This is a genomic window from Dinoroseobacter sp. S124A (assembly GCF_049801015.1).
Classification (GTDB): domain Bacteria; phylum Pseudomonadota; class Alphaproteobacteria; order Rhodobacterales; family Rhodobacteraceae; genus Dinoroseobacter.
This window is the reverse complement of record NZ_JBNAGD010000013.1, coordinates 39,316-64,486: the sequence shown is the minus strand read 5'-3', so window position 1 is coordinate 64,486 and position 25,171 is coordinate 39,316. Positions and strand designations below refer to the sequence as shown.

Here is a 25,171-nt window from a genome sequence, read left to right as displayed (position 1 = left end):
CATCATGGCTAAGGAAAAGTTTGAGCGTTCTAAACCGCATGTTAACATCGGCACGATCGGGCATGTTGACCACGGCAAGACGACGCTGACGGCTGCGATCACCAAGCAGTTTGGCGACTTCAAAGCCTATGACGAGATTGACGGCGCGCCGGAAGAGAAGGCCCGCGGGATCACGATCTCGACCGCGCATGTGGAATACGAGACCGACGCGCGTCACTACGCCCATGTGGACTGCCCGGGTCACGCTGACTACGTCAAGAACATGATCACCGGCGCGGCCCAGATGGACGGCGCGATCCTCGTGGTGAACGCGGCCGATGGCCCGATGCCCCAGACCCGCGAGCACATCCTGCTCGGCCGTCAGGTGGGCATCCCCTACATGGTCGTCTTCATGAACAAGGTGGACCAGGTCGACGACGAAGAGCTCCTGGAGCTGGTCGAGATGGAAATCCGCGAGCTTCTGGACAGCTACGAGTACCCGGGCGACGACATTCCGATCGTTGCGGGCTCCGCCCTGGCGGCTCTCGAGGGCCGTGACGACGCGATCGGCACCGAGAAGATCGCCGAGCTGATGGCGGCTGTGGATGACTACATCCCGACCCCGGCGCGCGCCGTGGACCAGCCCTTCCTGATGCCGATCGAGGACGTGTTCTCGATCTCCGGCCGCGGCACGGTTGTGACCGGTCGTGTGGAGCGTGGCGTGATCAATGTGGGCGACGAGATCGAAATCGTCGGCATCCGCGACACCACCAAGACGACCTGCACCGGTGTGGAAATGTTCCGCAAGCTGCTGGATCGCGGTGAAGCGGGCGACAATATCGGCGCCCTGTTGCGCGGTGTGGACCGTGAAGGTGTCGAGCGTGGTCAGGTTCTCTGCAAGCCGGGCTCCGTGACGCCGCACACCAAGTTCGAAGCCGAAGCCTATATCCTGACCAAGGATGAAGGTGGCCGTCACACGCCGTTCTTCGCGAACTACCGTCCGCAGTTCTACTTCCGGACGACGGATGTGACCGGGACCGTGACGCTGCCGGAAGGCACCGAGATGGTGATGCCGGGCGACAACCTGAAATTCGGTGTCGAGCTGATCGCCCCGATCGCCATGGAAGACGGCCTCCGCTTCGCCATCCGCGAAGGCGGCCGCACCGTCGGCGCCGGCGTCGTCTCCAAAATCATCGAGTAAGCCGGTTTCAACCACAAGGCTTTCGAAGGGGCGCTTCAGAGCGCCCCTTTTTCGTTATGCCGGGCGGCTTACGGCCCCGGTGTCCGGGGGCGATGTCTGGTGCGGTGCCGGGACGGACTGGCCCCTCCAAACGACGCAAAAGCGGAGCCGCCTCTGCGGCACCGCTTGGGGTACGCCTATTTCAGGGTGGTCTGCGTCTGAGCACCGTTAAATGCGCCGGTGCAAATCCAGGCAGGACATGGATCTCGGGCATCGGGCGCGCGCTGTGATCGTAGGGGTCAGGCGGCGGCCTGCCGTTTCCGGCGCAGGCGACCGAGGCCCATCAACCCGCCCGCAGCGGAGCCGAGCAGCAAGGCAGCAGGCGGGAGTGGCACGGGGGCAGGCGCACCCGGATCGCGGACAGAGGTGAAGATGACGTTGTCCATGCCGAATCCGTCGAGGTTTTGGCTCGGCAGGCGCGCAAAGAGCGAGAAGGTCATGTAGCTCGCGCTTTCGCCTTCGAAGTCCACACCGATGAAGGTCTTTTCAAGCTCGCCCTGATCTGCGGCGACATACTCGAAGAGCAGCTGGTCCGCATCGTCATAGAACTTGAGGGCGGTCTCGCGTCCCTGGTCGCCCATATCCGAGAAATCCGCGCCCCAGGCCGAGACATCGGTCAGGAAATCGAGGCGCACTTGTGCGTGGTCAGACACACCGACACATGCGTGACGCGAGCCGTCAATGGAATGATATCCCTCGCAAAATCCGACGGGGGAGATCACGTTCCAGGTCTCGTTGCCCGGGGTCACACCGCCCGAGAAGCGCATGGGTCCGACGCTCAATTCCTGCCCGGAGAAGGAAGACCCGTCGGGGAGATCCTCGAAATCGATCGCGCCCTTGGGCGCCGTGTCCGCCTCAAATGCGGCGCGGTCGGCGTAGAGCGTTGCGGCGCTGACAGCGCTGGCCTGTGCGAGGGCCGCGCCCGCGAGAAGGGCGGCGGCAATCAGTTGGGGGGGGGGGCAACATGGGGAAGGTCCTTTATCTCTCTTCGAATTGCGCCCCTTCTAGGGATGAGTCGTGTCCGCAGGATTTCGCCTGTCGTATCAGTTATGTCCGGGAGCTGAGCGCCGGACATGTTTTGTGCTTTTCCGGGAAGGTCGGCTTGGATAACTCGGGGACAGTCTCTTCCGGAGGTTCCCATGCCCTTTCCCCCGCCGGACACCCGGCACCCGATCGTCTTTCCCGATGGCACGGCCTATGAGGGCACCGTCTTTCTCAACGCGGTGCTCGACGCGCCGGGGCTGCGCATCGGCGACTACACCTATTACAGTGATGACGAGATGCCCGAGCCGGACCTCCTCCGGCGCCGGCTCTTTCCCTATCTGTACGGCGACCAGCAGATTGAGATCGGCAAGTTCTGCTCTCTGGCCATGGGGGTGTCCTTTGTCACCGACAGTGCCAATCACCGCTATGACGGGTTCAGTGCCTTTCCCTTTGCGATTTTCGACGGGATGTCGCCGGATCGCCCCTCGATGCCCGGGCGCGCGCCGCGTCCGACGATTGTGGGCCATGATTGCTGGTTCGGGCGCAATGCGATGGTGTTGCCCGGGGCGCGGCTGGGCCATGGCGTGATCGTCGGTGCCGGGGCCGTGGTCGGGGGTGAGATCCCCGATTACAGCATCGTGGCGGGCAATCCCGGGCGGGTGATCCGCCAGAGATTCGCCCCCGAGATCGTCGCCCGGCTGCTGGAGCTGGCTTGGTGGGACTGGCCAATCGACCGGATCCTTGCCGCCGAGGCCGAGATCTGCGGCGGCGATATTGCCGCGCTGGAGGCGCGCGCAGCGGCGGTTTAGGGGGCTGGGGCGGGCGGCGGCTGCATCTGCCAGGCGATCCGCACCCCGGGATTGGTGCGCAGGGCCGCGACGGTCTTGCGGATCCGCGCGTTGAGCCCCCAAGCCGCCGGGAGCGCGTCGCGCATGGCCCGGATATCCGCCAGAAGCTCTGCATCGCTGGCCTGCGAGATCCGGCCCGCCTCGATGATCTCGGGCGTTACCGGAGCCGTGCAGAGGAAGGCGACCGTGTCCCGGGGGGCATGGGCCACGGGCGCGAAGGCGCGGCGCATGCGCCACATCTGTGCGGCGAGCCAGGGCTGGGACCAGTGCAGGAAATCCTGCTGGATGAGCAGGCTGCGCCCGGGGATCAGCGCCGGAAAGAACTGCGCCGCGATCAGGTCCGTGGTCGTCGCGATTTTGGCGGCATCCACCGCCAGCAGCTCGATCTTGCCGCCGGGCCAGCCCAGATCCGGGATATGCCCCACATGGTAGCGCATCTGTGCTGCCCAGGGCGTGAGGAAGGATTGCGCCAGCGGCAGGATGTCCCGCCCCTCGAACGGTGCCACGCCCGCCGCATAGAGCACATTCTGCTTGGTCTGTTCCTTTGCGGTAAAGCGGTCATAGGCATGGATGATCGCGCCATGCCCTGCGGCTTGCGCCCCGGCGGCGAACCGCGCCGTCGAGCCTCCGGCAAAGGCCCCGAGATCCACCTGCGCCCCCGCGCCGCGCGCCCAGTCCCGCGCGGCCCAGTAGTAGAACTGTCTTTCCTGCGGGGCGAGCATGGTGGGCACGGTGATCCGGGCCTCGGCGGCCACGATCTCGGGCGCGCGCCAGGGCTTGGTGTCAAAGACGGCGCACGCCTCCGGAAGGGGCGGCGCGACAGGGACAGAGGACGGGGTCGACATCGCCGCGCAAGATGCGGCTGGCCGGATCCATATGCAAGACACCCCGCGCAGGGCGCAGACAAAATCAGTGGGAAAAGCGCCTTGATTTCCTCTGCCGAAACACATACCCCTCGCCTTGGTCTTAGGGGTTTAGCTCAGTTGGTAGAGCATCGGTCTCCAAAACCGAGGGTCGTGGGTTCGAGTCCCTCAGCCCCTGCCAAGACCAGTTTCCGCACAATTGCACAGACGAGCACGCGTTGAGCGCGGGCTTCGGCGTTGGTGTGCGATGTCGCTTGTCCGAGTAGATCCAGACTTTCAAAGCCTATCCTGATTGTCCCACTAGTGGGCCGCGCTCCCGGGCGAAGGCGATGGGGTCGCATCCGAGCCGCATGTGAGGCGGTAGCGAGGTTGTCCGACTGCGGGGCTCGTTCCTTCTCGAAGCATGTCGCCATCTTCCAAAGAAACTCTGGGTCGCGATACGCTGGCCACGCGCTTCGACGGCACCCGGATCAATAGCACTCGCGTATCTCCTCCGACCCGCCAAGGGGTCGCAACCCCTTCACAGGGCCAGCCACCGCGCTTACCTCGGATCACGACAGATGCGTCGTGCCCCTGACAAGGCCCATACCCGTCCGGCGGAACTCCTCATGGGAACCGTCACAGGGTCCTGACGGGAGCCCACAGGATTGGCGCAGGGCCCCACCCTCCCTGTTGCGCCGCAGCGACGGAGGGGCCATAAGGCGCAGCAAGACAGCCGGAGGGGTTGATGCAGAACTATCTCGATTTCGAAAAGCCGCTCGCAGAGATTGAGGGCAAGGCCGAGGAATTGCGGGCCGTGGCGCGCACATCGGGCACCATGGATATCGAGAAGGAGGTCTCGGCCCTCGACCGCAAGGCCGAGCAGCTTCTGGCGGATCTCTATGCCGATCTCTCGCCCTGGCAGAAATGCCTTGTGGCGCGGCATCCCGGGCGGCCCCATTGCATGGATTACATCAATGGTCTGTTCGAGGAATACACGCCCCTCGCCGGGGACCGGAACTTCGCCGATGACCATGCGGTGATGGGCGGGCTGGCGCGGTTCAATGACCGTCCCGTTGTGGTGATCGGCCATGAGAAGGGCCATGACACCAAGACCCGGATCGAGCGGAATTTCGGCATGGCGCGCCCCGAGGGATACCGCAAGGCGATCCGTCTGATGGATATGGCCCATCGCTTTGGCCTGCCGGTGTTGACGCTGGTCGACACGCCCGGCGCCTATCCCGGCAAGGGTGCCGAGGAGCGCGGCCAATCCGAGGCCATCGCGCGCGCCACCGAGAAATGCCTGCAGATCGGCGTGCCGCTGGTTTCGGTCGTGGTGGGCGAGGGCGGCTCGGGCGGGGCCGTGGCCTTCGCCACGGCGAACCGCGTGGCGATGCTCGAGCATTCGATCTATTCGGTGATTTCACCCGAGGGCTGCGCCTCCATCCTGTGGAAGGATGCCGAGAAGATGAAAGAGGCCGCCGAGGCCCTGCGTCTGACGGCGCAGGATCTGCACACGCTGGGCGTGGTGGACCGCATCATCCCCGAGCCCGTGGGCGGCGCACAGCGTCACAAGGACGACACGATTGTCCGGGTCGGCAAGGCGCTCGAAGGCATGCTGGCCGAGCTCGTCGACCGCTCGCCCGAGGCCCTGATCAAGGACCGCCGGTCGAAGTTTCTGGCCATGGGCTCGCGCGGGCTGGCCGCCTGAGGATACCGCGACGGAGGGACGGCGATGGCAGTGGGACGTCTGGTGTGGATCGGCCTTCTGGCGCTGCTGGCCAGTGTCGGCATGAGCCGCGCCGAGATGCAGACCCTGACCGTCAAAGCGGCCTATCTCGAACGGATCGCCCTGCCGCCGGACGCGCAGCTCGAAATCGAGCTGCTGGACACCTCGCGCATGGATGTCTCCGCGATCCGGATCGCCAGTCAGCGGGTGGTGATGACCGGCATGCCCATGACCCTCGCGCTGCCCTATGATCCGGCGGTGATCGACCCGCGTCTGACCTATACGGTCGCCGCGCGGATCCATTCCGAGGGGCGGGTGGTGTTTCGCACGACCCAAGCCTACCGGGTTCTGACCGGCGGCGCGGGGCAGAGCGTGGAGCTGATCCTGCAACGCTCCGTTGCCAGCCCCGGCCCGGCGGCGATGCCGCGCCTGACCGGTCTTTCCTGGCAGCTCGTCGCACTCGCGGGCGCGCCGGTCGCAACGGAGCCTGCGCCGACCCTCGAGCTGCGCGCCGATGGGACCGTGCTTGTCTTTGCCGGATGCAACCGGTTTTCGGGCAGGGCGGAGATTGGCACCGACACGCTCCGCTTTCCGCCCCCCATGGCCGGGACCAAGATGGCCTGTCCCCCACCGCGCGATGCCCTTGAGCAGGGGGTGATCCGGGCGTTGGAGGCCACAACCCGGTTTGAGATGTCCAGCGACCGCGGCAGCCCGACCCTGCGACTTCTGGATGATCAGGGCACGGACGTCGCGCGCTTCGAGGCGGCGCCCCGCTAGCGGTCAGACGCTCGGTGCGGTCCCGCAGGCCTCGAACTTGGCGACCTCTGGCGCCGCCCCGTCCAGCGAGAAGCTCAGCATCCCGGGCCCTGTCAGCCCGATCGCTTGCCGGTTTTCCGCCAGCCCGCGCAGCACATTGCCAAAGCCCCGATCGATCACCGTGAGCGACCGCCCATCGGGCGAGAGGATATGCCGGTCGGTGCTGATGGCCAGACCCGGCCCGCCCTCGAAGCGCAGGGTGAACACCGGTTGCCGTGGCCAGGGGGTCGGGGCGGTCAGGGTGATCGTGTATTCCGGCCCGCGCGAATCGTAGGTCAGGCGGATCTCGGCCCCGGGTTCGCTATGGGTCAGGGTGCAGAGGGGGCCTTGGGTGCCGGCCTCCCACGCGGAGACGGGCAGGGGGATGAGGCAAGCGGCGAGGAGGGGAATGATCAGGCGCATATCCCGGATATAGAGGTCCGCGCGGGCTTGGCGATGCCCTTGGCGGCGCGGCCTCGTCATGGCGCCGCCGTCGCGGGGGCACGACCCTGGCCGCCGTATCCGCGCCTTGCCCCTATGCGCTGGGCCGGGGGGCACAGGCGCCGCGCGCCCATGGCGGCAGACTGGGCCCTGATGTCGCCGATCGCAACTCGGCGCTTGACCCGGTCGCGCCCGCCCCGCCATATCGCCGGAACCACGCGTCACCCCGGAGGATCCCATGAGCCGCATTGTCTATGTCAACGGAGACTACGTGCCCGAAGAAGAGGCCAAGATCTCGGTCTTTGACAGGGGGTTTCTCTTTGCGGATGGCGTTTATGAGGTGACCAGCGTGCTTGAGGGCAAGCTGGTGGATTTCGAGGGCCATGCCAAGCGGCTGGAGCGGTCTCTGGCCGAGCTGGAGATGCCCGCGCCCTGCACCATGGATGAGTTGCTGGAGATCCATCGCGAGCTTGTGGCCCGTAACGAGGTCACCGAGGGCATGGTTTACCTGCAGGTGACGCGCGGGGCGGCGGACCGGGATTTCGCCTATCCTGCCGAGCCAGTGCCGTCGCTGGTGCTGTTTACCCAGACCAAGACGCTGGCCGATGCGCCTGCTGTGCAAAGCGGCATCAAGGTGATCTCGATCGAGGATGCGCGCTGGGGTCGTCGCGATATCAAGACCGTGCAGCTGCTCTACCCGTCCATGGGCAAGATGATGGCCAAGGCCGCCGGGGTCGATGACGCCTGGATGGTTGAGGATGGGGCGGTGACCGAGGGCACCTCGAACAACGCCTATATCGTCACGCAGGAGGGCACGATCGTGACCCGCCATCTGGGCACCGAGATCCTGCACGGGATCACCCGCGCGGCGGTGCTGCGCTTCGCCCGTGAGGCGCAGATGAAGGTCGAAGAGCGTCCCTTCACCATCGAAGAGGCGCAGAATGCCCGCGAGGCGTTCATCACCTCGGCGTCGACCTTTGTGATGCCCGTCGTTGAAGTGGATGGCGCACAGGTGGGCGAGGGCACCCCGGGCCCCGTGGCCCTGCGCCTGCGCGAGATCTATCTTGAGGAAAGCCGCGCCAAGGCGGTCTGACGGGCGCTAGCCGCGCGGGGCGTCGCGCGCGATCAACGCATCGAAATGCCCGCGTAGCTCGTCTGCCGGGCGCACCCCCTGCAGGATCTGCTGCACCGCGCCCGCCCCATCGAGCAGCACCAGTGTGACATGGGACTGCCCGTGCCGATGGGCAAAGGCGGTCCCGTCCGGGGTGCGGATGCTCGCGATCCGGTAGGCGACCATGTCGCTGTCAAACCCTTCCAGAGCCTTGCGGGTCTCGCGCTGCAATTCGATGCAGAGCGTGCATTGCGGGTCGTGGATCTGCACGATGGTGGGCAGCCCCGTTCCGATCACGCTCAGATCCTGCTCGGCGATGGTGGCGCGCACCGCATTCACCGAAAACACCCCGATCCCACCCAGCACCAGCGCGCCGAGCGCGCCGTTGCGAAAGGTCCTCAGGGTCTCGCGCCGCGTCGGCATCTCGGTCGCGGCGGGTGTCTTGGCAGATTTCGAGCGGGTCTTGGAGGATTTGCGCGGCATGGCGGACCTTCGGCAGACGGGGATCCCCAAGTCCTAGCCGGTTTGGCGATCACGCAGGGTCACGCTTGTGTCAGTGCGAGGGCGTGCGTGCGCGACCGGTTGTGTTAGGCTCGGGCACCCACCGAAAGGACCCGCGATGACAGATCCGCAGACCCATGTCATGCCCGCCGAGGAGGCCCCGCATCAGGCGACCTTCATGCAATGGCCGGTCCATCCCAAGGTCTATCGCGACCGGATCTTTCGCGAGATGGTCCAGCAAACCATCACCGACATCGCCAACGCGATCGCAGAGTTCGAGCCGGTCTATCTGCTGGCCGATGGGGCCGAGCATCGCCGCGCGCGGCGGGGGCTGTCGGACGGGGTGACGCTTTGGGACATCCCGACCGATGACCTCTGGTGCCGGGATGCCGGGCCGATCTTCGTTCAAGGCAGTGACGGAACGCTCGCCCAGCGGCAGATCCAGTTCAACGGTTGGGGCAGGCGGCAGCCTCACAGGAATGACGCTGCCATTGCGGCGCGGGTGGCCGAGCGGCTCGACCTGCCGCTTCTGCCCTCCGGGCTGGTCGGAGAGGGCGGCGGGGTGGAACAGAGCGGCCATGGCCTGCTCATGGCGCATGAGAGCTCCTGGGTGAACCCGAACCGCAATCCCGGCCTGTCGCGCGACGAGATCGGTGCGCGGCTCTGCACGGCGCTCGGGGCGGAGCGGATCATCTGGAGCCCGGGACTCGTCGGCGAGGACATCACCGATTACCACATCGACAGCCTCGCGCGCTTTACCGGACCCGAGCGGGTTCTTATTACCCTGCCGGACAGGCCCGACCCCCGGGACCCGTTCCACAAGGCCGCACTGGAAACCCATGACATCCTTGCCGCGGCCGGGCTCGAGATCGAGGTGATCCCCGAGCCGACCCGCGCCCGGATCGAGCATCCGGACTTCGTGGCCTCCTACGCGAATTACTATGTCTGCAACGGTGCGGTGATCGCCCCCTACTTCGGTGATGCAGAGACAGATGAGATCGCGGCGCAGGCATTGGCGCGGCACTATCCCGGGCGCGAGATCGTCATGCTCAATGTCGATCCGCTGGGCGAGCTGGGGGGTGGGATCCACTGCGCCACCCAGCAGATGCCCGCGGGCTGAGCCCTGCCGCGCGCGGGGTCGGGGCGGGTTCGGCCTTGAAACCCGGTCGCGGAGCCTGCACCCCTTGGGCAGATGCGCGACGGAAAAGGACAGGCCATGGGCTGGTGGACGAAACATGCAAGCGGGATCGAGGCGATGGCCGCGCTGGTCACCGCCTGCGTGGCGATTGCGGCCCTGGTTGGGGCCAAGATCCAGCTGGATCACGCCGACCTGGTTCAGCGAGAGCAATCGGCCCGCGACGCCTATCGCGCCCATCTGGCGCTGGCGGCGACCCGGCCGGAGTTTGCGCGACCAATCGATGCCTGCCAGTTGGTCCAGTCCGATGAGGGCGGGGCCTATATCGCCTTTGTCGATCACCTTCTCTATTCCGCCGAGCAGATGTTGGCGGTGGAGGAAGGCTGGTCCCTGACCTTTCTGGATCAGCTAGCGCCCCATCAGGACTACTTGTGTTCACTTGAGGGGATCTTGCCCCTCGAGGACGGGGTGGCGGCGCTGATGGATCGGTTCACCGACGCCTATTGTCCGGTTGAGCCCGTCTGCGGGCCCGGCGGTTAAAGCGTTACGATGCAGTGATCCTGATGCGGGTCCGCGAAATGCGCGCGGCAGGCCTCGACCACATGCTGTACCAGACGGCGGGGGCGGGAGGTGTCATAGGCGATCGCGAGACTCAGCGCCGGGAGCGGGTCCGAGATCGGCAGGGCGACAAGCCCGTCGCCGCCATAGCTTGTGGCGCTGCGGGGGCGCATGTTCAGGATCGCGCTGCCATGGCCCGCGCCCACGAGGCTACGCACCATCTCGGTCGAACTGGCATAGGCCGCGATATGCGGGGGCGTCGCCTGAGCCTTGAGGATCCGGGCGTAATAGGCCGCCGCAACCGGACGGTTCAGCACCACCAGCGGCCCTTGCGCGATCTCCGCGAGGGAGATCTCGGCCCGCCCGGCCAGCGGATGATCGCGTGGCATCAGGCAATAGGCCGGAGCCTCCACCAGCATCTCGTAAGAGATCATCGGGCGGACATCCTCGCTGACGAACAGGATGATGTCATAGGTCCCGTTCAGCAGGCCGTCCTGCGCGCTGATATTGTCGCATTCCTCCAGCTCCAGCTGGACAGCGCCCGGGTCCGCTAGGCTCTCATGCAGGATCCGGGGCAGAAAGGCGGGTGCGATGGGCGCGTAATACCCGATCCGCAAACGGCCGCCGAGCGCCTGTTTGAGATCCTCGGTCTCGGTCAGGATCGCGCGGTAATCCTCCAGCAGCCGCTCGAACTTGCGCGCGATGGCCAGACCGTTTGCCGTGCCCTGAATGCCCCGCGCCCGCTGACGAGTCACGAGGGTCAGGTCAAACTCCGCCTCGATCTGGTCAATCGCCGCCGAGACCGCCGAGGCCGCGATGTTCAGCTCGCCTGCCGCGCGCGCGATATTGCCATGCCGGAGGGCGGTCACGAAATAGGACATCGCACGCAAGGAGATTGCCATCGTAACCTCGGAAAATCAGCGGTTATTGATCCGTTAAATCTCTTTTTCATGCGAAACCCGATCTGTCAAACTCGGGAAAACCCCATGTCGATCCCCGAGGTGCCCATGTCTGATGCTCCGCTCAAGGGCTGGAACCATGTTCCGAATGTCCCGATCAAGGTGTCCCCCTTCTTCAGCTGGCCCCTGCGCCCGGCCGAAATGCTGCGCTGGGTCTGGAACTCGTGGTTCCTGATCACCGAGAAGCTGATCATTCTCGGCATCGCCTGCGCCTCGTTCTATTGGTTCCAGCCGCCGCTGTCGGAAACCAAGACGCTCGCCTTTGGCTGGATCGCCGAGATGTGGCTGCGCAACATGGTTCTGATGAGCGTGGTGGCCGGGGGGCTGCATCTCTATTTCTATACCTTCACCAAGCAGGGGCAGCGGCTGAAATACGACCCGCGTCCGCTGATGAAGAACGGGCGTCAGTTCACCCTCGGCGGGCAGATCCGGGATAACATGTTCTGGACGCTGGCGAGCGGGGTGACGATCTGGACGGCCTATGAGGTGCTGATGTTCTGGGCCATGGCCAATGGCTATGCGCCGATGCTGACATGGGCGGCCAACCCGGTCTGGTTCATCGCGCTCTTCCTGCTCATCCCGGTCTGGGAGAGCTTTTACTTCTACTGGATCCACCGGTTGCTGCATGTGCCGTTTCTCTACAAGCATGTGCACTCGCTGCATCACCGCAACATCAATGTCGGACCGTGGTCGGGTATGTCCATGCATCCGGTGGAGCATGTGATCTATCTCGGGACCGTGCTGATCCACTGGGTCGTCGCGGCCCATCCGGTGCATATCCTGTTCCACATGCAGTATTACACCCTGACGGCGGCCACGACCCATACGGGGTTTGAGGGGCTGGTGGTCAAGGATGAGAACCGCCTCGCGCTGGGCACCTTTCACCACCAGATGCACCACCGGTATTTCGAGTGCAATTACGGCTCGCTCGAGATCCCGTGGGACAAGCTCTTCGGGTCCTTCCACGACGGGACGGTCGAGGCGGATGCCCGCATGAAAGAGCGCCGCAAGCGCATTATGGGTAGCTGAGCAATGGGGGGACTGACGGTCATGGACCTGCTGGCCGCCAAGGGTCAGCGCAAGCTCGCCTATGTCCAGGTCGCCCGCGAGGAAGAGGCGCGCGCCGCCGCCGAGGCCGGAATGGACATGATCGGCACGGCCTTCGTGCCGGAGCGGGCGCAGTTCGCCCGGGCTGTGCCGGACACCCATTTCCAGTACGGCCTGCCCTGGGGCAGCCATGCTTCGGCGACCGAGGCGCTGCGCACGGCCATGGCCGCCATGGGGGCCGGGGCGCAGTCGGTCTATTGCGGGATGAGCCCCGCCGTGGTCGAAGTGCTGGCGCGCGAAGGCGTGCCGGTGATCTGCCATGTGGGGCTGGTGCCGCCCAAGGCGACCTGGACCGGCGGGTTCCGCGCCGTGGGCAAGACCGCGGATCAGGCCCGCATGGTCTGGCAGCAGGTCCGGGATTTCGAGGCTGCCGGGGCCTTCGCCGTCGAGTTGGAGGTTGTCGCCGCCCCGCTCGCCCGCGAGGTCACCGCGCGGACAAGCATGCTGACGATCTCGCTCGGGTCGGGGCCCGATTGTGACGCGCAATACCTGTTCTCGGCGGATCTGCTTGGCGAGACCACCGGCCATATCCCGCGCCACGCCAAGACCTATCGCAACTTCGCCGCCGAGCGCGCCCGCCTGCAGGCGGAGCGGATCGCGGCCTATCGCGAATACATCGCCGATGTCACCGGCGGCACGTTTCCGGAGCCCGGCCATTCCGTCGGCATGGCGGAGGAGGTGCTGGAAGAGGTGTTTGACGCGCCTTAGCGGCCCGGTCGGGGGACCTGATCTGGCGTGGCCGCGACGGAAACCGCGCCATGGCACGTATTACTCTCTGCATAGCCAAGCGGAGCATCTGATGATCAAGCCCTTTTCCCTCATGGCCTGTCTGGTGGCCTGTCCGCCAGCCTACGCCGCAGAGCCCTTTTTCGCCGATATCTGGGCGGATAACTGGTTCGAGATGCGCGTGAACGGCGTTTCTGTGGCCGAAGACAGCGTTCCGATCACCACCGAACGATCCTTCAACGCCGAAAGCTTCGGGTTCGAGGCCACGCGCCCCTTCGTGATCGGGCTCGTCGCCAAGGACTTCATCGAGAATGATACTGGTCTCGAATACATCGGATCCCGGCGGCAACAGATGGGCGATGGGGGCGTCATCGCCCAGATCACCAATGGCGCGGGCGAGGTTGTCGCCGTCAGCAGCGCGGCGTGGCGATGCCTCGTGATCCATACCGCACCGCTGGACAAAAGCTGCGAGGCCGAGCCGAACCCGGTCGCGGGCGAGGGGGCGTGTGCGTTCGAGATCTCGGAGGAGCCCGCAGGCTGGGACGCCCCCGGCTTCGACGCATCCGATTGGGCCCCGGCCACGGTCTATTCCGCCCGGCAGGTCTCGCCCAAAGGGGGGTATAACCGGATCGACTGGCATCCCGACGCCGCCTTCGTCTGGGGGCCGGATCTGGAGCAGAGCAACACCATCCTCTGCCGGGGGATCGTGGAGTAAAACCGCAATTGGGCGCGCGCAGATCGAAGGGCCGTCAGGGATGCCCGCGCCACATGGGCCGCGCTGAGGACCCGCGGCGCGCCCTAGCTGCGCGGCGGGTGCGGTCGGCATCGCCACTCGCGCTGCGGTCGGCCTCGCTCTGACATTGGTGCGGCGGGACAGCGAAGTGTCCCGGGGCTGACCCTGCAGTCTGCCCCGGGGGTGTTCAGCCCTGCTTGTCGGTCACGTTTTCCTTGAAGGCCACGTCAAACTCGGCCTTCTGCGCCGCGTTGGCCTCGGTCTGGTAATTGGCTTTCCATTCGGACATGGGCATGCCGTAGAAGATCTCGCGTGCTTCTTCCTTGCCCAGCGTGATGCCCTTTTCTGCGGCGGCTTCCTGATACCAGCGGCTCAGGCAGTTCCGACAGAACCCGGCAAGGTTCATCATGTCGATGTTCTGCACATCGGTGCGCTCTTCCATCAGGTGCTTGCGCAGGGTGCGAAAGGCGGCGGCCTCGAGCTCGATCTGGGTCTGCGGGTCGATATCTGCCAAGTCAGGTCTCCTCCATCTGGGATTTTGCCACCTGCAGCAGCCCGGCAAGGCGGCGTCCCCAGGCGGATTGCGTCTCTGGGGTTGAAATGAGGTCGTTGCGCAGCTCGATCAAGACATGGGGGCGTCCGGGCTGCACGCCGTGGCGGTCCATCGTGTCGCCGGGCAGGTGACCGGAATAGGGTTTGTTATCCCCGACGCAGAGATCGGTCTCGCCCTCGGCGGCGGCGATGAAGGGCCGCGCGAGCCGCGCATCCTCGGCATAAAGCACGCCGATATGCCAAGGCCGCGGAGCGCGTCCGCGCAGCTGCGGTGTGAAAGAGTGGATCGAGACCAGCAGGGCCTCGGGATGCCGCAGCAGCATCGCGCCCACTGCGTCGTGGTAGGGCCGGTGCCAATCGGCGATCCGGCGGGCGCGCTCGGTGGCATCCGCATGGCGGTTACCGGGTATGATCGTCCCGTCATAGAGCCGCATCAGCAGCGTGGGATCGTCCTCGGACCTGTTCGGATCGATCACCAGCCGCGAGAAGGTCGAGATCACCGCAGGCGCGCCCAGTTCGGCCGCCAAGGCCCGTGTCACGCCCTCGGCCCCGGGGTCAAAGGCGATATGACGGGCCATATCCTCGGCGGGCAGGCCCAGATCGCCTCCGGCGACCGTGATCGGCACGCGGTTGCGGGCGTGATCGCAGACCAGCACCCAGTCTGACTGCGCGGGGCCGGCAACCTCGAGAAAGGCGGGGCCATCCGTCTGTAATCCTGTCGTCATGCGCCTAGGCCATAGCCTCCTTTGCGGGCCGGGACCAGACCTCTGCCTGCTGCAACTGCAAAACGCCATGGAAAGCCGCTGGGCGACGTGATACCGCTAACGGCGACGGGACCGTCCGGACCGAGGGAGCCGATTGTGAGACGCCATAGAAACCTGAAAATTGTTGCAACGCTGGGCCCGAGCTCCAGTGATTATGAGACCATTCGAGAATTGTTCGAGACGGGCGCAGATGTTTTCCGCCTGAATATGAGCCATGGCAGCCACGAAGATGTGGCCGCGCGGCATGAGATTATCCGGCAGGTTGAGAAAGACACCGGGCGCCCCATCGCGATCCTCGCGGATCTGCAGGGTCCGAAGCTGCGGGTCGGGGCCTTTGCCGATGGACCGCATCAGCTGGAACTGGGACAGGCCTTCCGTCTGGATCTCGATCCGGCCGAGGGGGATGCGACCCGCGTCTGCCTGCCCCACAAGGAGATTTTCGACGCGCTGGAACCCGGCGCGCGGCTTCTGGTCAATGACGGCAAGGTCGTGCTGAAGGTCACCGATTGCGGGGCCGACTTCGCCGAGACCGAAGTGACCGTCGCGGGCGAGATTTCCGACCGCAAGGGCGTGAACGTGCCCGATGTGGTGCTGCCGTTGGCGGCGCTGTCGGACAAGGACCGGGCGGATCTGGATTTTGTCTGCACCCTGGGTGTGGAATGGCTGGCGCTGTCCTTCGTGCAGCGCGCCGAGGACGTGCAGGAGGCGCGCAAGCTGGCCGGGGGCCGGGCGGCGATTTTGTCCAAGATCGAGAAACCCGCCGCCGTCGAGGCCTATGAAGAAATCCTCGCGGCCTCGGACGGGATCATGGTCGCGCGCGGCGATCTCGGGGTCGAGCTGCCGGTGCAGAAGGTCCCGCCGATCCAGAAGCGCCTCGTGCGCGGAGCGCGGCGCGAGGCCAAGCCGGTCATCGTGGCGACCCAGATGCTCGAGAGCATGATCACCTCGCCCATGCCGACCCGTGCCGAGGTGTCGGACGTGGCCGCGGCCATTTATGAGGGCGCGGATGCGGTGATGCTCAGTGCGGAATCCGCCGCTGGCCAGTTCCCGATCGAGGCCGTGCGGACGATGAACAACGTGGCCATCGAGGTCGAGAGTGACCCGACCTACCGTCAGGTGATCGAGGCCTCGCGCCCCGGGGCCCGCTCCACCGTGGCGGACGGGATCGTTTCGGCGGCCCGCGAGATCGCCGAGACCACCTCGGGGATCAAGGCGATCTGCTGCTTCTCGGAATCCGGAACCACCGTGTCCAAGGTCAGCCGCGAGAAACCGCGCGTGCCGATCATTGCCCTGACCAGCCGTCTTGGTACGGCGCGCAAGCTCTGCCTGACATGGGGGGCCCATTGCGTGATGGTCACCGAGATCTCGCGCTTCAAGATGGCGGTGGTCGCCGCGGCTCGGGCCGCGCGAACCGAAGAGTTCGCCACCGAGGCCGATCAGATCCTCGTCGTGGCGGGTGTCCCCTTCAACCAGGCGGGCAGCACCAACATTCTGCGTGTGGCGCCCTGTGAGGAACGGCTGATCTTCTCGACCGAACCGGGCTGAGGCGTCCATGCTGACGGAGCTGACACTGGTCTGCGGACTGCTCTGTGTCGTGTTCTCCGTAACGCGCAGCCTCGTGGCCTCCATCGAGGAGCGGTCGCTCTGGCCGACCCTCGCCCTGGGCGGGGTCGGTCTGCTTTTGCTGGGGATTGCCTGGTATACCGATCCGGATGGCCTCCGGATCGAGGATGTGCCCATCGCGGTGGTCAAGCTTTTCCGGGTGATGTCCGACTGAGGGGACGCGGTGGCGCAGATCCGAGATCTGCGCGGGCGCCTTGCATCGGCCGGGGGGCATGGCCACGTCTGGTGCATGACGCATCCCCCTTCCGACCCCCCGAAACCCGAAACGCCGCGCGCTGACATTGTGGTGCGCGCCGGTTTCCCCGAGGCGCAGCGCGACCGCGCCGCCGCCCTGTACTGGCAGGCTTTCCAAGGCAAATTGCATCGGCTCATGGACCCGGAGGCCAAGGCGCTGAGCTTCCTTCGGCAGGTGGCCGACCCGGATTTCGCGATCAGCGCCCTGGGACCGGATGGGCGGCTTCTGGGGGTGGCAGGGTTCAAGACCGCCGAGGGCGGGTTCATGGGCGGCGAGATGGCGGATCTGCGCGCAGTTTATGGCGGGTTCGGCGCGTGGTGGCGGGGTCTCGGGCTGTCGGTGCTGGAGCGTCCGGTGACGCCGGGCATTCTGTTGATGGACGGGATCATGGTCGAGGCCTCGGGGCGCGGGCAGGGGATTGGCCGTGCGCTCTTGACCGCGATCAAGCAGACCGCGCGCGGGTAGGTGCGGCTCGATGTGATCGACACCAATCCAAGGGCCCGCGCTCTGTATGAACGCGAGGGGTTCGTGGCGGGGGATACCATGCATCTCGGCCCGTTCCGGGCGCTGTCCGGGTTTCGCAGTGCGACAACGATGATCTGCCCCCTCTAGCCTCTGCGCGGCGATACTCGACAGCGGGATCCTGCTCTGACAGGCTCGCGGCCATGGATCAGGGAGGGATCGATGACCACGCAAGACACGCTCGATGCACTGGCCGAGGCCTATACGGCCGCATGGAATTCCGGCGACCCGAATGCGGTCGCGGCGTTTTATGCCGAGGGCGGCGGGATCACCATCAATCGCGGCACCCCGTGGGAGGGGCGCGCAAAGGTGGCCGAAATGGCAGCGGGCTTCTTCGCGGATGTGCCGGACCTGCGGCTGAGCTGCGATGCGATCCGAGGGGCGGGCGCGCATGTGATCTATGTCTGGACCTTCACCGGACATGACGCCACGTCCGGGCGTCCGCTCAATGTGCGCGGCTGGGAGGAATGGGAGCTCGACGCGGATCTCAAGGTCCAGAAATCCCTTGGCTGGTTCGATGCCGAGGACTACGCCCGTCAGGCCGGGGGCTGACCGCGTCCTTCTGCCCTTTGCGCGCAAAGGGCTTGCCAATTCCCGGCACCTGTCCTACACGCGCACGCTCAAGCCCGAGACCGGCCCAAGTGGCATGCCGAGTCGCGGGATCAAGCGTAGACGACAGGAGACGCAAATGCCCAAGATGAAGACGAAGTCGAGCGCCAAGAAGCGCTTCAAGATGACGGCCAGTGGCAAGGTCAAAGCCGGTCAAGCCGGCAAGCGCCACGGCATGATCAAGCGGACCACGAAGTTCATTCGCACCGCGCGGGGCACCACGACCCTCAGCGCGCCCGATGCGAAGATCGTCAAGTCCTACATGCCCTACTCGCGCTAAGGAGACCGGAATATGTCCCGTACCAAAGGTGGAACCGTCACCCACGCCCGTCACAAGAAGGTCACCGATGCCGCCAAAGGCTATTACGGTCGCCGCAAGAACACCTTCAAGGTCGCCCGTCAGGCGGTTGACAAGGCCAACCAATACGCCACGCGCGACCGCAAGGCCCGCAAGCGTCAGTTCCGCGCCCTGTGGATCCAGCGGATCAATGCTGCCGTGCGCGCCCATGACGAGGCGCTGACATATTCGCGCTTCATCAATGGCCTGTCGCTGGCCGGGATCGAAGTGGACCGCAAGGTTCTGGCCGATCTGGCCGTGCATGAGCCCGACGCGTTCAACGCGATCGTGGACCAGGCGAAAGCCGCGCTGCCCGCGTAACGGGCCGCAGCGTTCGAGATCACGAGACCGCGCCTTTCAGGCGCGGTTTTTTTGTGCGCATCTGGGCGCGAAAATCTCGGTTTCCGAGCATGGGATCCGGTTTTGTTCTCTTTTTGTTTACCTAAATGCGGCGAGGATAGTGCCAAAGGCAGGGCAGCCCGACACAGGACCGTCACGCGGGGCCCGGCCAGGTAGACAGGCAGCAAGGCGGAGATCCCCGAACCGTGGCGCGTATCAGCGAAATGCACTACTCGAACGCCTATGCCAAGAAATCCGGCGTATCGGAGTTTCTGGAGGTTTCGCTCGATCCGTCCGAGGATCCGGGCGATTTCACGGTCAGTTTCTACAATCACAATGGCACCTCGGTGATGGAGGTGGATCTCGACCATGAAGATGTGCGCGTGTCCTATGACCCGGACTCGGGTGAGAATGTCTATGTGATCTCGCAGGAAGCGTTTGGGATCCAGCTCACGGATCCGGATGGTGGCGGCAAGTACAATTCCGAGGCCTTTGCCCTGACCGATACGTCCAGTGGTGACGTCATCGACTTCTATGACATCGGGGGCGGCACCAAGAATATCGAGGCGGTGGAAGGGGCGGCTGCCGGAGCCGTGTCCACCAACATTCCCCTGCCAACCAGTGCCAATGCGTCGACCTATTCCATACAATTCAACCAGCCCGACCCGACCACGCCGGTCTTCATGGCGGTGAATGCAGGCGATAGCGGCGTGTGTTTCACGCCCGGCACGATGATCGACATGGAATTTGGCGCGCGCGCGGTAGAGGATCTGGTGCCCGGGGATCGCATCTGGACCCGCGATGCCGGGATCCAGACCCTGCGTTGGGTCAGTGCGCGGACCGTGCCTGCGGCGGGGGTGCTGACCCCGGTGCGGATCCCGGCGGGGATGTTCGGACTGACCCGGCCGCTGCTGGTGTCGCCCCAGCATCGGATGCTGCTGACCGGTTGGCAGGCGGAGCTTCTGACCGGGCGGGATGAGGTGCTGGTCGCCGCGCGTCATCTGGTGGATGGCGACCGTGTGGTGCGCTGGCCCGGGGGGATGGTGCGCTACATTCACCTGCTCTTTGACACCCATCAGCTGGTCTGCGCAAATGGCGCATGGTCCGAGAGCTTTCATCCCGGACAGCAAGCGCTGGACACGCTCGATCCCGCCGCCCGGGCCGAGCTGTCGCGGCTCTTTCCGGGGCTTGTCGCGGATGCGGCCAGCTATGGTCACAGCGCCCGGATGACCCTCCGCGCCCATGAAGCGCAGCTTTTGCGGCAAGACGGGGCGGTCTGAGCGGTTGCATTCGGCCTCCGGGCTCGCTACCTCCGGGCGCGACGCAGGACGAGGCGAAAGACCATGGACGATCTCAAAGCGAAATACCTAACGGCGATTGCCGAGGCGGCGGACGAGTCGGCGCTGGAGAGTTTGCGCGTGGCCGCCGTGGGCAAGAAAGGCGAGGTCAGCCTCAAGATGCGCGAGCTGGGCAAGATGACGCCCGAGGAGCGGCAGGTCGCCGGTCCCGCGCTCAACGCCCTGAAGGATGAAATCAACTCTGCGCTGGCGGCCAAGAAAGCCGCCCTTGCGGATGCGGCGCTGGATGAGCGGCTGCGCTCGGAATGGCTCGACGTGACCCTGCCCGGGCGGCAGCGGCCTGCGGGCTCGCTGCATCCGATCAGCCAGGTCTCCGAAGAAGTTGCGGCGATCTTTGCCGATATGGGCTTCGCCGTGGCCGAAGGGCCGCGGATCGAGAGCGATTGGTACAATTTCGACGCGCTCAACATCCCCGGCCACCACCCGGCCCGCGCCGAGATGGACACGTTTTACATGAAGCGCGCCGAGGGCGATGACCGCCCGCCCCATGTGCTGCGGACCCATACCTCGCCGGTGCAGATCCGTTCCATGCAGGAGCAGGGCGCCCCGCTGCGGGTGATCTGCCCGGGCGGCGTGTATCGCTGTGACTACGACCAGACCCACACGCCAATGTTCCATCAGGTCGAAGGGCTGGCGATCGACCGCGACATCTCCATGGCGAACCTGAAATGGGTGCTCGAGGAGTTCGTGCGCAGCTATTTCGAGGTCGACGACGTGGAGCTGCGCTTCCGCGCCTCGCACTTCCCCTTCACCGAGCCCTCGGCAGAGGTCGATATCCGCTGCTCGTGGGAGGGTGGTCAGCTCAAGGTCGGCGAGGGCGATGACTGGCTCGAGATCCTTGGCTCCGGCATGGTGCATCCCAAAGTGCTCGAGGCGGGCGGGATCGACCCGGCGGAATGGCAGGGCTTTGCCTTCGGCATGGGGATCGACCGGATCGCGATGCTGAAATACGGCATCCCGGACCTGCGCGCCTTCTTCGATTCGGACCTGCGCTGGCTGCGGAACTACGGCTTCCGCGCGCTGGACGTGCCGACGATCAATGCGGGCCTGAGCCGCTAATCATCTCACGCATGTTGCAGCATAGGAGCGCCCTTCCTCAAAGGCGGGCGCTCTCAGGGTGGTGGCCGAAGCCAATCGCGGCCTTGGTCGGGATGCTCCGCGTCTCGCCAAGCGCGCCGCAGCGAAGCAGGCAGGCTCTCAGCATCTCCGCAATACAGCCAGTCAAGAGATGTGCCATAGACAAGTCGTAGTCTCATGGCAGCGTCTATGGACACGCGTTTGTCGCCTGTTTCCCAATTTGAGAGCGCAGTCCGGCCGATGCCGGCCTTCGCTGCGTACTCGGCCTGTTGCAACCCCTCGAATTCCACGCGGTGCCATCTCAGCCGCGCAGCGATGTCTGCGAAAGGGCGCTTGGATACATCGAGTGTGTGTCGTTGTCTTTTGCTCATTCCGAAGCCTCTCATTGAGGCCAAAACAGTTCAAGTCAGCGCAGATGGTCTGTTGTCAGCGATTGCAGGCTGCAAATGCTCGCCGAGCAAGAGCGGTTCCACACACCCGCCGCTGCACTACTTCTCATACATGAAAACACGTCTTGCGCTTGGCGCGCTCATGACCCTGATCATCCTCGCCCATATCGGGCTTTGGACCTCGGACGGCTGGCCCGTGGAGCTGAAGCTGCGACTGACGCTGCTTAATGCGCTGGGCTGGGCGGTGATCCTGCTGCCGGCCTACGGCGTGTCGCGCTGGCTTGCGGCGCGGGAGCGGCGTGAGGACCGCGATCCCTAGTTGAGCGGTGCCGTCCATTCGGACTTGCGCGAGGTGTCGAGCTCCGCGCCCATCTCCGCGCGCGCCTCGCCCAGGAGCCCGGCCGTCAGGCCGAGGACCAGGACAAAGGCCACGCTCATGGCAAGCGTTTCAAACCGGAGGGCGCGGGGCACGGGTGCGGTGGGGATCGTCATGGGAATGTCTCTCTGGGCGGGGTTGGCCGTTAACTGGGTGTTAACTACCGACGCCCCGTGGCGGGAATGTGGCACGGGCCGGGTTGTCTCGCGGCATGGGGCCCCTTGGCGCGGGGAATTCTCGGCCCGGCCTCTTTCCCGCGCGCATCCCTTCGGATAAGAGCAGCGGGACGTTTTACCCATGCAGGACCGGCCCGATGAAATTCACGCTTTCCTGGCTCAAGGATCACCTCGAGACCGAGGCCTCCCTTGACGACATCCTTTATGCCCTGACCGATCTCGGGCTGGAGGTGGAGGGGGTCGAGAACCCCGCCGCGACGCTGTCGGAGTTTATCGTGGGCAAGGTGATCTCGGCCGAGAAACACCCCGAGGCCGACCGGCTGAAGGTTTGTCAGGTGGAGTATGGCGAGGGCCCGACCCAGATCATCTGCGGCGCGCCGAATGCGCGCGAGGGCATCACCGTCGTCGTGGCCCGCCCGGGGGTCTATGTGCCGGGCATCGACACGACCATCGGCGTTGGCAAGATCCGCGGGATCGAGAGCTATGGCATGATGGCCTCCGAGCGCGAGCTCGAGATGTCGGACGAGCATACGGGTATCATCGAGCTGCCCGAGGGCGAGATCGGCCAGAGCTTCCCGGACTGGCTGGCGGCGCATGATCCCGCGCGCGTCGATCCGGTGATCGAGATTGCGATCACGCCGAACCGTCCGGACGCTCTGGGCGTGCGGGGCATCGCGCTCGACCTCGCGGCGCGCGGGCTCGGGACGATGAAGGCGCGCGATACGGACCCTGTGCAAGGCAGCTTCCCCTGTCCGATCTCGGTCAGCATCGACGAAGACGCCCTTGGCGCGGCGCCGGTCTTCTATGGCCGCCTGATCCGCGGTGTGAAAAACGGCCCCTCGCCGGACTGGCTGCAGGCGGCCCTGCGGGCCATCGGCTTGCGCCCGATCTCGACCCTCGTGGATATCACCAATTTCTTCACCTATGACCGCAACCGGCCCCTGCATGTCTTCGATGCAGACAAGGTCAAGGGGGGGCTGCGGGTCCATGCGGCCAAGGGTGGCGAGACCTTCACCGGTCTCGACGAGAAGGAGTATGTGCTCGAACCCGGTATGACCGCGATCTCGGATGAGAACGGCGTCGAGAGCCTTGGCGGGATCATGGGCGGGCTGGCCTCGGGCTGTACCGATGAGACCGTGAATGTCTTTGTCGAGGCGGCCTATTTCGACCCGATCCGGACCGCCTATACGGGGCGCGCGCTGAAGATCAATTCGGACGCGCGCTATCGGTTCGAGCGCGGGATCGACCCGGCCTGGACCCCCACGGGCATGGAACACGCGACGCGGATGATCCTCGATCTCTGCGGCGGGGAGGCCTCGGACGTGGTCATGGCGGGGGCGATGCCGGATGTGAGCCGGGCCTATAAGCTCGATACTGACCGGGTGCAGAGCCTTGTGGGTATGGAGATCGCGCCCGAGACCCAGCGCGCGACGCTGGAGGCGCTGGGCTTCACGCTTGAGGGCGACATGGCCCATGTGCCGAGCTGGCGCCCGGATGTGATGGGCGAGGCGGATCTGGTCGAGGAAGTCGCGCGGATCGCATCCTTGACCAAGCTCGAAGGGCGGCCCTTGCCGCGCTCGGAGACCGGCGTGCCCAAGCCCGTGGTGACCCCGGGCCAGCGGCGGCAGGCCATGGCGCGCCGCATGGCTGCGGGGCTCGGCTACAATGAATGCGTGACCTATTCCTTCATCGATCAGCCGACCGCGGCACTGTTCGGGGGGGGCACCGAGGCCACGGAGCTTGAGAACCCGATCAGTTCCGAGATGAGCCATATGCGGCCCGCGCTTCTGCCCGGGCTGATGCAGGCGGCGGCGCGCAACCAGGCGCGGGGCATGATGGATCTGGCCCTGTTCGAGGTCGGCCCGGCCTTTCATGGCGGCGAGCCGGGCGAGCAGCATACGCTGATCTCGGGCCTGCTGGTCGGGCGCACGGGGCCCAAGGATGTGCGCGGCGAGAGCCGGCCGGTCGATATCTATGACGTGAAGGCCGATGCGGAGGCCGTGCTGGCCGCGATTGGCGCGCCCGCCAAGGTGCAGATTCTGCGCGGGGCGCAGGAATGGTGGCATCCCGGGCGGCACGGCAAGATCTGCCTCGGTCCCAAGAAGGTCCTTGGTGTGTTTGGCGAATTGCACCCCAAGGTCGTTGCGGCGCTGGACCTCAAGGGGCCGGTCATGGGCTTCACCATCTGGCCGGACGAGATCCCGATGCCGCGCAAGTCGAGCGCAACCCGCCCGGCTTTGGAGGCCAAAGACCTGCAGGCGGTGGAGCGGGACTTTGCCTTTGTCGTGGATGCGGGCGTTGAGGCGCTGAACCTGACCAACGCGGCCGCAGGAGCGGACAAGGCGCTGATCGAAGAGGTGCGCGTCTTTGACGAGTTCATCGGTGGGGCGTTGGGCGAGGGGAAGAAGTCGCTCGCGATCACCGTGCGGCTGCAGCCGAAGGATGCGACCCTGACCGAGAAGGATATCGAGGCCGTCGCGGCCAAGATCATTGCCAAGGTCGAAAAGGCCACGGGCGGGGTTCTGCGCGGCTGATCTCGCGCGCTGCTGCGTGCGGCGCGTGGCCTGAGCGGTTGATCTTGTCTCCGGCGGGGATATTTCCTGACTTAAGATGGGGGCGGGGTGCCCCCGTTCCTGCGAACGGAGGGTGCCATGGGGCTGAACATTTATCTTTCGGGTGAGATCCACACGGATTGGCGCGAGCAGATCGTCGATGGGGCGGCGGGGCTTGATGTAAGTTTCAACGCGCCGGTGACCGATCACGCGGCGAGCGATGATTGCGGTGTCGCCATCCTCGGGGCGGAGCCGAACAAATACTGGCATGACCACAAGGGCGCGATGGTCAACGCGATCCGCACCCGCAAAGGCATCGCCGATGCGGATATCGTCGTGGTGCGGTTTGGTGAGAAGTACAAGCAGTGGAACGCGGCCTTCGATGCGGGCTACGCGGCGGCGCTGGGCAAATCGATCATTGTTCTGAACCCGCCAGAGCATCAGCACGCCTTGAAAGAGGTTCATGCAGCGGCTCTGGCCGTGGCTGAGACCCCGGCGCAGGTCGTCGAAGTGTTGCGCTATGTGCTGACCGGGGCTTTGCCTGCAGGGACCGCCGCGGCGGCCGAGTAAGGGT

The 25,171-nt window shown here is 65.5% G+C and carries 30 protein-coding genes and 1 tRNA gene; 22 read left to right on the top strand and 9 right to left on the bottom strand.

What is annotated here, in order from left to right; all coding sequences use genetic code 11:
* Positions 1–4 precede the first annotated feature (4 nt).
* Positions 5–1,180, top strand: coding sequence for an elongation factor Tu (gene tuf / locus ACP15I_RS21395; protein ID WP_424968117.1), 1,176 nt, complete (start codon positions 5–7; stop codon positions 1,178–1,180).
* A 278-nt stretch (positions 1,181–1,458) separates the two neighbouring features.
* Here tuf and ACP15I_RS21390 read toward each other — a convergent pair whose 3' ends face one another.
* The gene (locus tag ACP15I_RS21390) at positions 1,459–1,872 is read right to left on the bottom strand and encodes a hypothetical protein (RefSeq protein ID WP_424976609.1); all 414 of its coding nucleotides are present in this window, start codon (positions 1,870–1,872) and stop codon (positions 1,459–1,461) included.
* Between the two features lie 486 nt (positions 1,873–2,358).
* Here ACP15I_RS21390 and ACP15I_RS21385 point away from each other — a divergent pair, with 486 nt between their 5' ends.
* Positions 2,359–3,012 carry a CatB-related O-acetyltransferase gene (locus tag ACP15I_RS21385; RefSeq protein ID WP_424976608.1) on the top strand — a complete coding sequence of 218 codons (654 nt, stop codon included), beginning with the start codon at positions 2,359–2,361 and terminating at the stop codon, positions 3,010–3,012.
* Here the strand turns inward: ACP15I_RS21385 and ACP15I_RS21380 are convergent.
* Positions 3,009–3,896 (bottom strand): hypothetical protein, encoded by an 888-nt coding sequence (locus ACP15I_RS21380; RefSeq protein WP_424976607.1) that lies wholly within the window; start codon positions 3,894–3,896, stop codon positions 3,009–3,011. The genes ACP15I_RS21385 and ACP15I_RS21380 overlap by 4 nt on opposite strands.
* Positions 3,897–4,019: 123 nt before the next feature.
* Between ACP15I_RS21380 and ACP15I_RS21375 the strand changes: the two genes are divergently transcribed.
* The 3 genes from ACP15I_RS21375 (at position 4,020) to ACP15I_RS21365 (ending at position 6,399) form a co-directional block, all read left to right on the top strand.
* Positions 4,020–4,095, top strand: a tRNA-Trp gene (locus ACP15I_RS21375).
* Positions 4,096–4,641: 546 nt separating this feature from the next.
* A complete protein-coding gene (locus tag ACP15I_RS21370; protein WP_424968745.1) occupies positions 4,642–5,604 on the top strand; it encodes an acetyl-CoA carboxylase carboxyltransferase subunit alpha in 963 nt (320 codons plus the stop codon).
* 24 nt (positions 5,605–5,628) lie between these two features.
* A complete protein-coding gene (locus ACP15I_RS21365) occupies positions 5,629–6,399 on the top strand; it encodes a YbaY family lipoprotein (protein ID WP_424976606.1) in 771 nt (256 codons plus the stop codon).
* Positions 6,400–6,402: 3 nt separating this feature from the next.
* On the opposite strand, the gene ACP15I_RS21360 is transcribed toward ACP15I_RS21365, so the two are convergent.
* Positions 6,403–6,840 carry a hypothetical protein gene (locus ACP15I_RS21360; protein ID WP_424976604.1) on the bottom strand — a complete coding sequence of 146 codons (438 nt, stop codon included), beginning with the start codon at positions 6,838–6,840 and terminating at the stop codon, positions 6,403–6,405.
* Between the two features lie 256 nt (positions 6,841–7,096).
* On the opposite strand from ACP15I_RS21360, the gene ACP15I_RS21355 reads away from it, so the two are divergent.
* Positions 7,097–7,951: a D-amino-acid transaminase gene (locus ACP15I_RS21355; RefSeq protein WP_424976603.1), complete on the top strand. Its 855-nt coding sequence runs from the start codon at positions 7,097–7,099 to the stop codon at positions 7,949–7,951.
* A gap of 6 nt (positions 7,952–7,957) precedes the next feature.
* Here the strand turns inward: ACP15I_RS21355 and ACP15I_RS21350 are convergent, their stop codons facing one another.
* Positions 7,958–8,452, bottom strand: coding sequence for a hypothetical protein (locus ACP15I_RS21350; protein ID WP_424976602.1), 495 nt, complete (start codon positions 8,450–8,452; stop codon positions 7,958–7,960).
* 136 nt (positions 8,453–8,588) lie between these two features.
* Here ACP15I_RS21350 and ACP15I_RS21345 point away from each other — a divergent pair, with 136 nt between their 5' ends.
* Together ACP15I_RS21345 and ACP15I_RS21340 are read left to right on the top strand one after the other, a co-directional pair.
* Positions 8,589–9,590 carry an agmatine deiminase family protein gene (locus ACP15I_RS21345; RefSeq protein ID WP_424976601.1) on the top strand — a complete coding sequence of 334 codons (1,002 nt, stop codon included), beginning with the start codon at positions 8,589–8,591 and terminating at the stop codon, positions 9,588–9,590.
* Positions 9,591–9,662: 72 nt separating this feature from the next.
* The gene (locus tag ACP15I_RS21340; protein WP_424976600.1) at positions 9,663–10,145 is read left to right on the top strand and encodes a hypothetical protein; all 483 of its coding nucleotides are present in this window, start codon (positions 9,663–9,665) and stop codon (positions 10,143–10,145) included.
* Here ACP15I_RS21340 and ACP15I_RS21335 read toward each other — a convergent pair.
* The gene (locus ACP15I_RS21335; RefSeq protein ID WP_424976599.1) at positions 10,142–11,065 is read right to left on the bottom strand and encodes a LysR family transcriptional regulator; all 924 of its coding nucleotides are present in this window, start codon (positions 11,063–11,065) and stop codon (positions 10,142–10,144) included. The genes ACP15I_RS21340 and ACP15I_RS21335 overlap by 4 nt on opposite strands.
* A 105-nt stretch (positions 11,066–11,170) precedes the next feature.
* On the opposite strand from ACP15I_RS21335, the gene ACP15I_RS21330 reads away from it, so the two are divergent.
* The 3 genes from ACP15I_RS21330 (at position 11,171) to ACP15I_RS21320 (ending at position 13,670) form a co-directional block, all read left to right on the top strand.
* Positions 11,171–12,151 carry a sterol desaturase family protein gene (locus ACP15I_RS21330; protein WP_424976598.1) on the top strand — a complete coding sequence of 327 codons (981 nt, stop codon included), beginning with the start codon at positions 11,171–11,173 and terminating at the stop codon, positions 12,149–12,151.
* 3 nt (positions 12,152–12,154) lie between these two features.
* The gene (locus tag ACP15I_RS21325) at positions 12,155–12,937 is read left to right on the top strand and encodes a 3-methyl-2-oxobutanoate hydroxymethyltransferase (RefSeq protein WP_424976597.1); all 783 of its coding nucleotides are present in this window, start codon (positions 12,155–12,157) and stop codon (positions 12,935–12,937) included.
* A 91-nt stretch (positions 12,938–13,028) separates the two neighbouring features.
* The gene (locus ACP15I_RS21320) at positions 13,029–13,670 is read left to right on the top strand and encodes a PEBP family protein (protein WP_424976596.1); all 642 of its coding nucleotides are present in this window, start codon (positions 13,029–13,031) and stop codon (positions 13,668–13,670) included.
* A gap of 205 nt (positions 13,671–13,875) precedes the next feature.
* Here ACP15I_RS21320 and ACP15I_RS21315 read toward each other — a convergent pair whose 3' ends face one another.
* Positions 13,876–14,193 (bottom strand): DUF1244 domain-containing protein, encoded by a 318-nt coding sequence (locus tag ACP15I_RS21315; RefSeq protein WP_424968750.1) that lies wholly within the window; start codon positions 14,191–14,193, stop codon positions 13,876–13,878.
* 10 nt (positions 14,194–14,203) lie between these two features.
* Complete coding sequence (locus ACP15I_RS21310) at positions 14,204–14,965, bottom strand: N-formylglutamate amidohydrolase (protein ID WP_424976595.1); 762 nt, start codon at positions 14,963–14,965, stop codon at positions 14,204–14,206.
* 135 nt (positions 14,966–15,100) lie between these two features.
* Here ACP15I_RS21310 and pyk point away from each other — a divergent pair, with 135 nt between their 5' ends.
* The 8 genes from pyk (at position 15,101) to pheS (ending at position 21,086) form a co-directional block, all read left to right on the top strand.
* Positions 15,101–16,549, top strand: coding sequence for a pyruvate kinase (pyk, locus tag ACP15I_RS21305; RefSeq protein WP_424976594.1), 1,449 nt, complete (start codon positions 15,101–15,103; stop codon positions 16,547–16,549).
* 7 nt (positions 16,550–16,556) lie between these two features.
* Positions 16,557–16,781 carry a hypothetical protein gene (locus tag ACP15I_RS21300; RefSeq protein ID WP_424976593.1) on the top strand — a complete coding sequence of 75 codons (225 nt, stop codon included), beginning with the start codon at positions 16,557–16,559 and terminating at the stop codon, positions 16,779–16,781.
* Between the two features lie 75 nt (positions 16,782–16,856).
* Positions 16,857–17,327 (top strand): GNAT family N-acetyltransferase, encoded by a 471-nt coding sequence (locus tag ACP15I_RS21295; protein WP_424976592.1) that lies wholly within the window; start codon positions 16,857–16,859, stop codon positions 17,325–17,327.
* A 219-nt stretch (positions 17,328–17,546) separates the two neighbouring features.
* Positions 17,547–17,936, top strand: coding sequence for a nuclear transport factor 2 family protein (locus ACP15I_RS21290; protein ID WP_424968730.1), 390 nt, complete (start codon positions 17,547–17,549; stop codon positions 17,934–17,936).
* A gap of 136 nt (positions 17,937–18,072) precedes the next feature.
* Entirely contained in the window at positions 18,073–18,273 is a 201-nt protein-coding gene (rpmI, locus tag ACP15I_RS21285) for a 50S ribosomal protein L35 (protein ID WP_424968729.1), read from the top strand.
* A 12-nt stretch (positions 18,274–18,285) separates the two neighbouring features.
* The gene (gene rplT / locus ACP15I_RS21280) at positions 18,286–18,651 is read left to right on the top strand and encodes a 50S ribosomal protein L20 (protein WP_424968728.1); all 366 of its coding nucleotides are present in this window, start codon (positions 18,286–18,288) and stop codon (positions 18,649–18,651) included.
* A 224-nt stretch (positions 18,652–18,875) separates the two neighbouring features.
* Positions 18,876–19,949, top strand: a complete 1,074-nt coding sequence (locus ACP15I_RS21275) for a Hint domain-containing protein (RefSeq protein WP_424976591.1) — start codon at positions 18,876–18,878, stop codon at positions 19,947–19,949.
* A 63-nt stretch (positions 19,950–20,012) separates the two neighbouring features.
* Positions 20,013–21,086: a phenylalanine--tRNA ligase subunit alpha gene (gene pheS, locus ACP15I_RS21270; protein WP_424968726.1), complete on the top strand. Its 1,074-nt coding sequence runs from the start codon at positions 20,013–20,015 to the stop codon at positions 21,084–21,086.
* 53 nt (positions 21,087–21,139) lie between these two features.
* On the opposite strand, the gene ACP15I_RS21265 is transcribed toward pheS, so the two are convergent.
* Complete coding sequence (locus ACP15I_RS21265; RefSeq protein WP_424976590.1) at positions 21,140–21,475, bottom strand: helix-turn-helix domain-containing protein; 336 nt, start codon at positions 21,473–21,475, stop codon at positions 21,140–21,142.
* 130 nt (positions 21,476–21,605) lie between these two features.
* Between ACP15I_RS21265 and ACP15I_RS21260 the strand changes: the two genes are divergently transcribed.
* A complete protein-coding gene (locus ACP15I_RS21260) occupies positions 21,606–21,812 on the top strand; it encodes a phenylalanyl-tRNA synthetase subunit beta (RefSeq protein WP_424976589.1) in 207 nt (68 codons plus the stop codon).
* Here ACP15I_RS21260 and ACP15I_RS21255 read toward each other — a convergent pair.
* A complete protein-coding gene (locus tag ACP15I_RS21255) occupies positions 21,809–21,985 on the bottom strand; it encodes a hypothetical protein (RefSeq protein WP_424968724.1) in 177 nt (58 codons plus the stop codon). The two genes, ACP15I_RS21260 and ACP15I_RS21255, sit on opposite strands and share 4 nt — an antisense overlap.
* A 197-nt stretch (positions 21,986–22,182) precedes the next feature.
* Between ACP15I_RS21255 and pheT the strand changes: the two genes are divergently transcribed.
* Both pheT and ACP15I_RS21245 read left to right on the top strand, forming a co-directional pair.
* Positions 22,183–24,579, top strand: coding sequence for a phenylalanine--tRNA ligase subunit beta (gene pheT, locus ACP15I_RS21250; protein WP_424976588.1), 2,397 nt, complete (start codon positions 22,183–22,185; stop codon positions 24,577–24,579).
* 117 nt (positions 24,580–24,696) lie between these two features.
* Positions 24,697–25,167, top strand: a complete 471-nt coding sequence (locus tag ACP15I_RS21245; RefSeq protein ID WP_424976587.1) for a YtoQ family protein — start codon at positions 24,697–24,699, stop codon at positions 25,165–25,167.
* The last annotated feature ends 4 nt before the right edge of the window (positions 25,168–25,171 follow it).

Bases quoted from the DNA above. Each gene is read 5' to 3' on its own strand.
- pheT (WP_424976588.1), top strand. From the start codon at position 22,183: ATGAAATTCACGCTTTCCTGGCTCAAGGATCACCTCGAGACCGAGGCC.
- tuf (WP_424968117.1), top strand. From the start codon at position 5: ATGGCTAAGGAAAAGTTTGAGCGTTCTAAACCGCATGTTAACATCGGC.
- pheS (WP_424968726.1), top strand. From the start codon at position 20,013: ATGGACGATCTCAAAGCGAAATACCTAACGGCGATTGCCGAGGCGGCG.
- ACP15I_RS21360 (WP_424976604.1), bottom strand. From the start codon at position 6,840: ATGCGCCTGATCATTCCCCTCCTCGCCGCTTGCCTCATCCCCCTGCCC.
- ACP15I_RS21310 (WP_424976595.1), bottom strand. From the start codon at position 14,965: ATGACGACAGGATTACAGACGGATGGCCCCGCCTTTCTCGAGGTTGCC.
- ACP15I_RS21260 (WP_424976589.1), top strand. From the start codon at position 21,606: ATGAAAACACGTCTTGCGCTTGGCGCGCTCATGACCCTGATCATCCTC.
- ACP15I_RS21290 (WP_424968730.1), top strand. From the start codon at position 17,547: ATGACCACGCAAGACACGCTCGATGCACTGGCCGAGGCCTATACGGCC.
- ACP15I_RS21355 (WP_424976603.1), top strand. From the start codon at position 7,097: ATGAGCCGCATTGTCTATGTCAACGGAGACTACGTGCCCGAAGAAGAG.
- ACP15I_RS21330 (WP_424976598.1), top strand. From the start codon at position 11,171: ATGTCTGATGCTCCGCTCAAGGGCTGGAACCATGTTCCGAATGTCCCG.
- ACP15I_RS21370 (WP_424968745.1), top strand. From the start codon at position 4,642: ATGCAGAACTATCTCGATTTCGAAAAGCCGCTCGCAGAGATTGAGGGC.
- ACP15I_RS21245 (WP_424976587.1), top strand. From the start codon at position 24,697: ATGGGGCTGAACATTTATCTTTCGGGTGAGATCCACACGGATTGGCGC.
- ACP15I_RS21255 (WP_424968724.1), bottom strand. From the start codon at position 21,985: ATGACGATCCCCACCGCACCCGTGCCCCGCGCCCTCCGGTTTGAAACG.
- ACP15I_RS21385 (WP_424976608.1), top strand. From the start codon at position 2,359: ATGCCCTTTCCCCCGCCGGACACCCGGCACCCGATCGTCTTTCCCGAT.
- ACP15I_RS21295 (WP_424976592.1), top strand. From the start codon at position 16,857: ATGACGCATCCCCCTTCCGACCCCCCGAAACCCGAAACGCCGCGCGCT.
- rpmI (WP_424968729.1), top strand. From the start codon at position 18,073: ATGCCCAAGATGAAGACGAAGTCGAGCGCCAAGAAGCGCTTCAAGATG.
- ACP15I_RS21380 (WP_424976607.1), bottom strand. From the start codon at position 3,896: ATGTCGACCCCGTCCTCTGTCCCTGTCGCGCCGCCCCTTCCGGAGGCG.
- ACP15I_RS21300 (WP_424976593.1), top strand. From the start codon at position 16,557: ATGCTGACGGAGCTGACACTGGTCTGCGGACTGCTCTGTGTCGTGTTC.
- ACP15I_RS21340 (WP_424976600.1), top strand. From the start codon at position 9,663: ATGCGCGACGGAAAAGGACAGGCCATGGGCTGGTGGACGAAACATGCA.
- ACP15I_RS21350 (WP_424976602.1), bottom strand. From the start codon at position 8,452: ATGCCGCGCAAATCCTCCAAGACCCGCTCGAAATCTGCCAAGACACCC.
- ACP15I_RS21335 (WP_424976599.1), bottom strand. From the start codon at position 11,065: ATGGCAATCTCCTTGCGTGCGATGTCCTATTTCGTGACCGCCCTCCGG.
- ACP15I_RS21325 (WP_424976597.1), top strand. From the start codon at position 12,155: ATGGGGGGACTGACGGTCATGGACCTGCTGGCCGCCAAGGGTCAGCGC.
- ACP15I_RS21265 (WP_424976590.1), bottom strand. From the start codon at position 21,475: ATGAGCAAAAGACAACGACACACACTCGATGTATCCAAGCGCCCTTTC.
- ACP15I_RS21320 (WP_424976596.1), top strand. From the start codon at position 13,029: ATGATCAAGCCCTTTTCCCTCATGGCCTGTCTGGTGGCCTGTCCGCCA.
- ACP15I_RS21345 (WP_424976601.1), top strand. From the start codon at position 8,589: ATGACAGATCCGCAGACCCATGTCATGCCCGCCGAGGAGGCCCCGCAT.
- ACP15I_RS21365 (WP_424976606.1), top strand. From the start codon at position 5,629: ATGGCAGTGGGACGTCTGGTGTGGATCGGCCTTCTGGCGCTGCTGGCC.
- rplT (WP_424968728.1), top strand. From the start codon at position 18,286: ATGTCCCGTACCAAAGGTGGAACCGTCACCCACGCCCGTCACAAGAAG.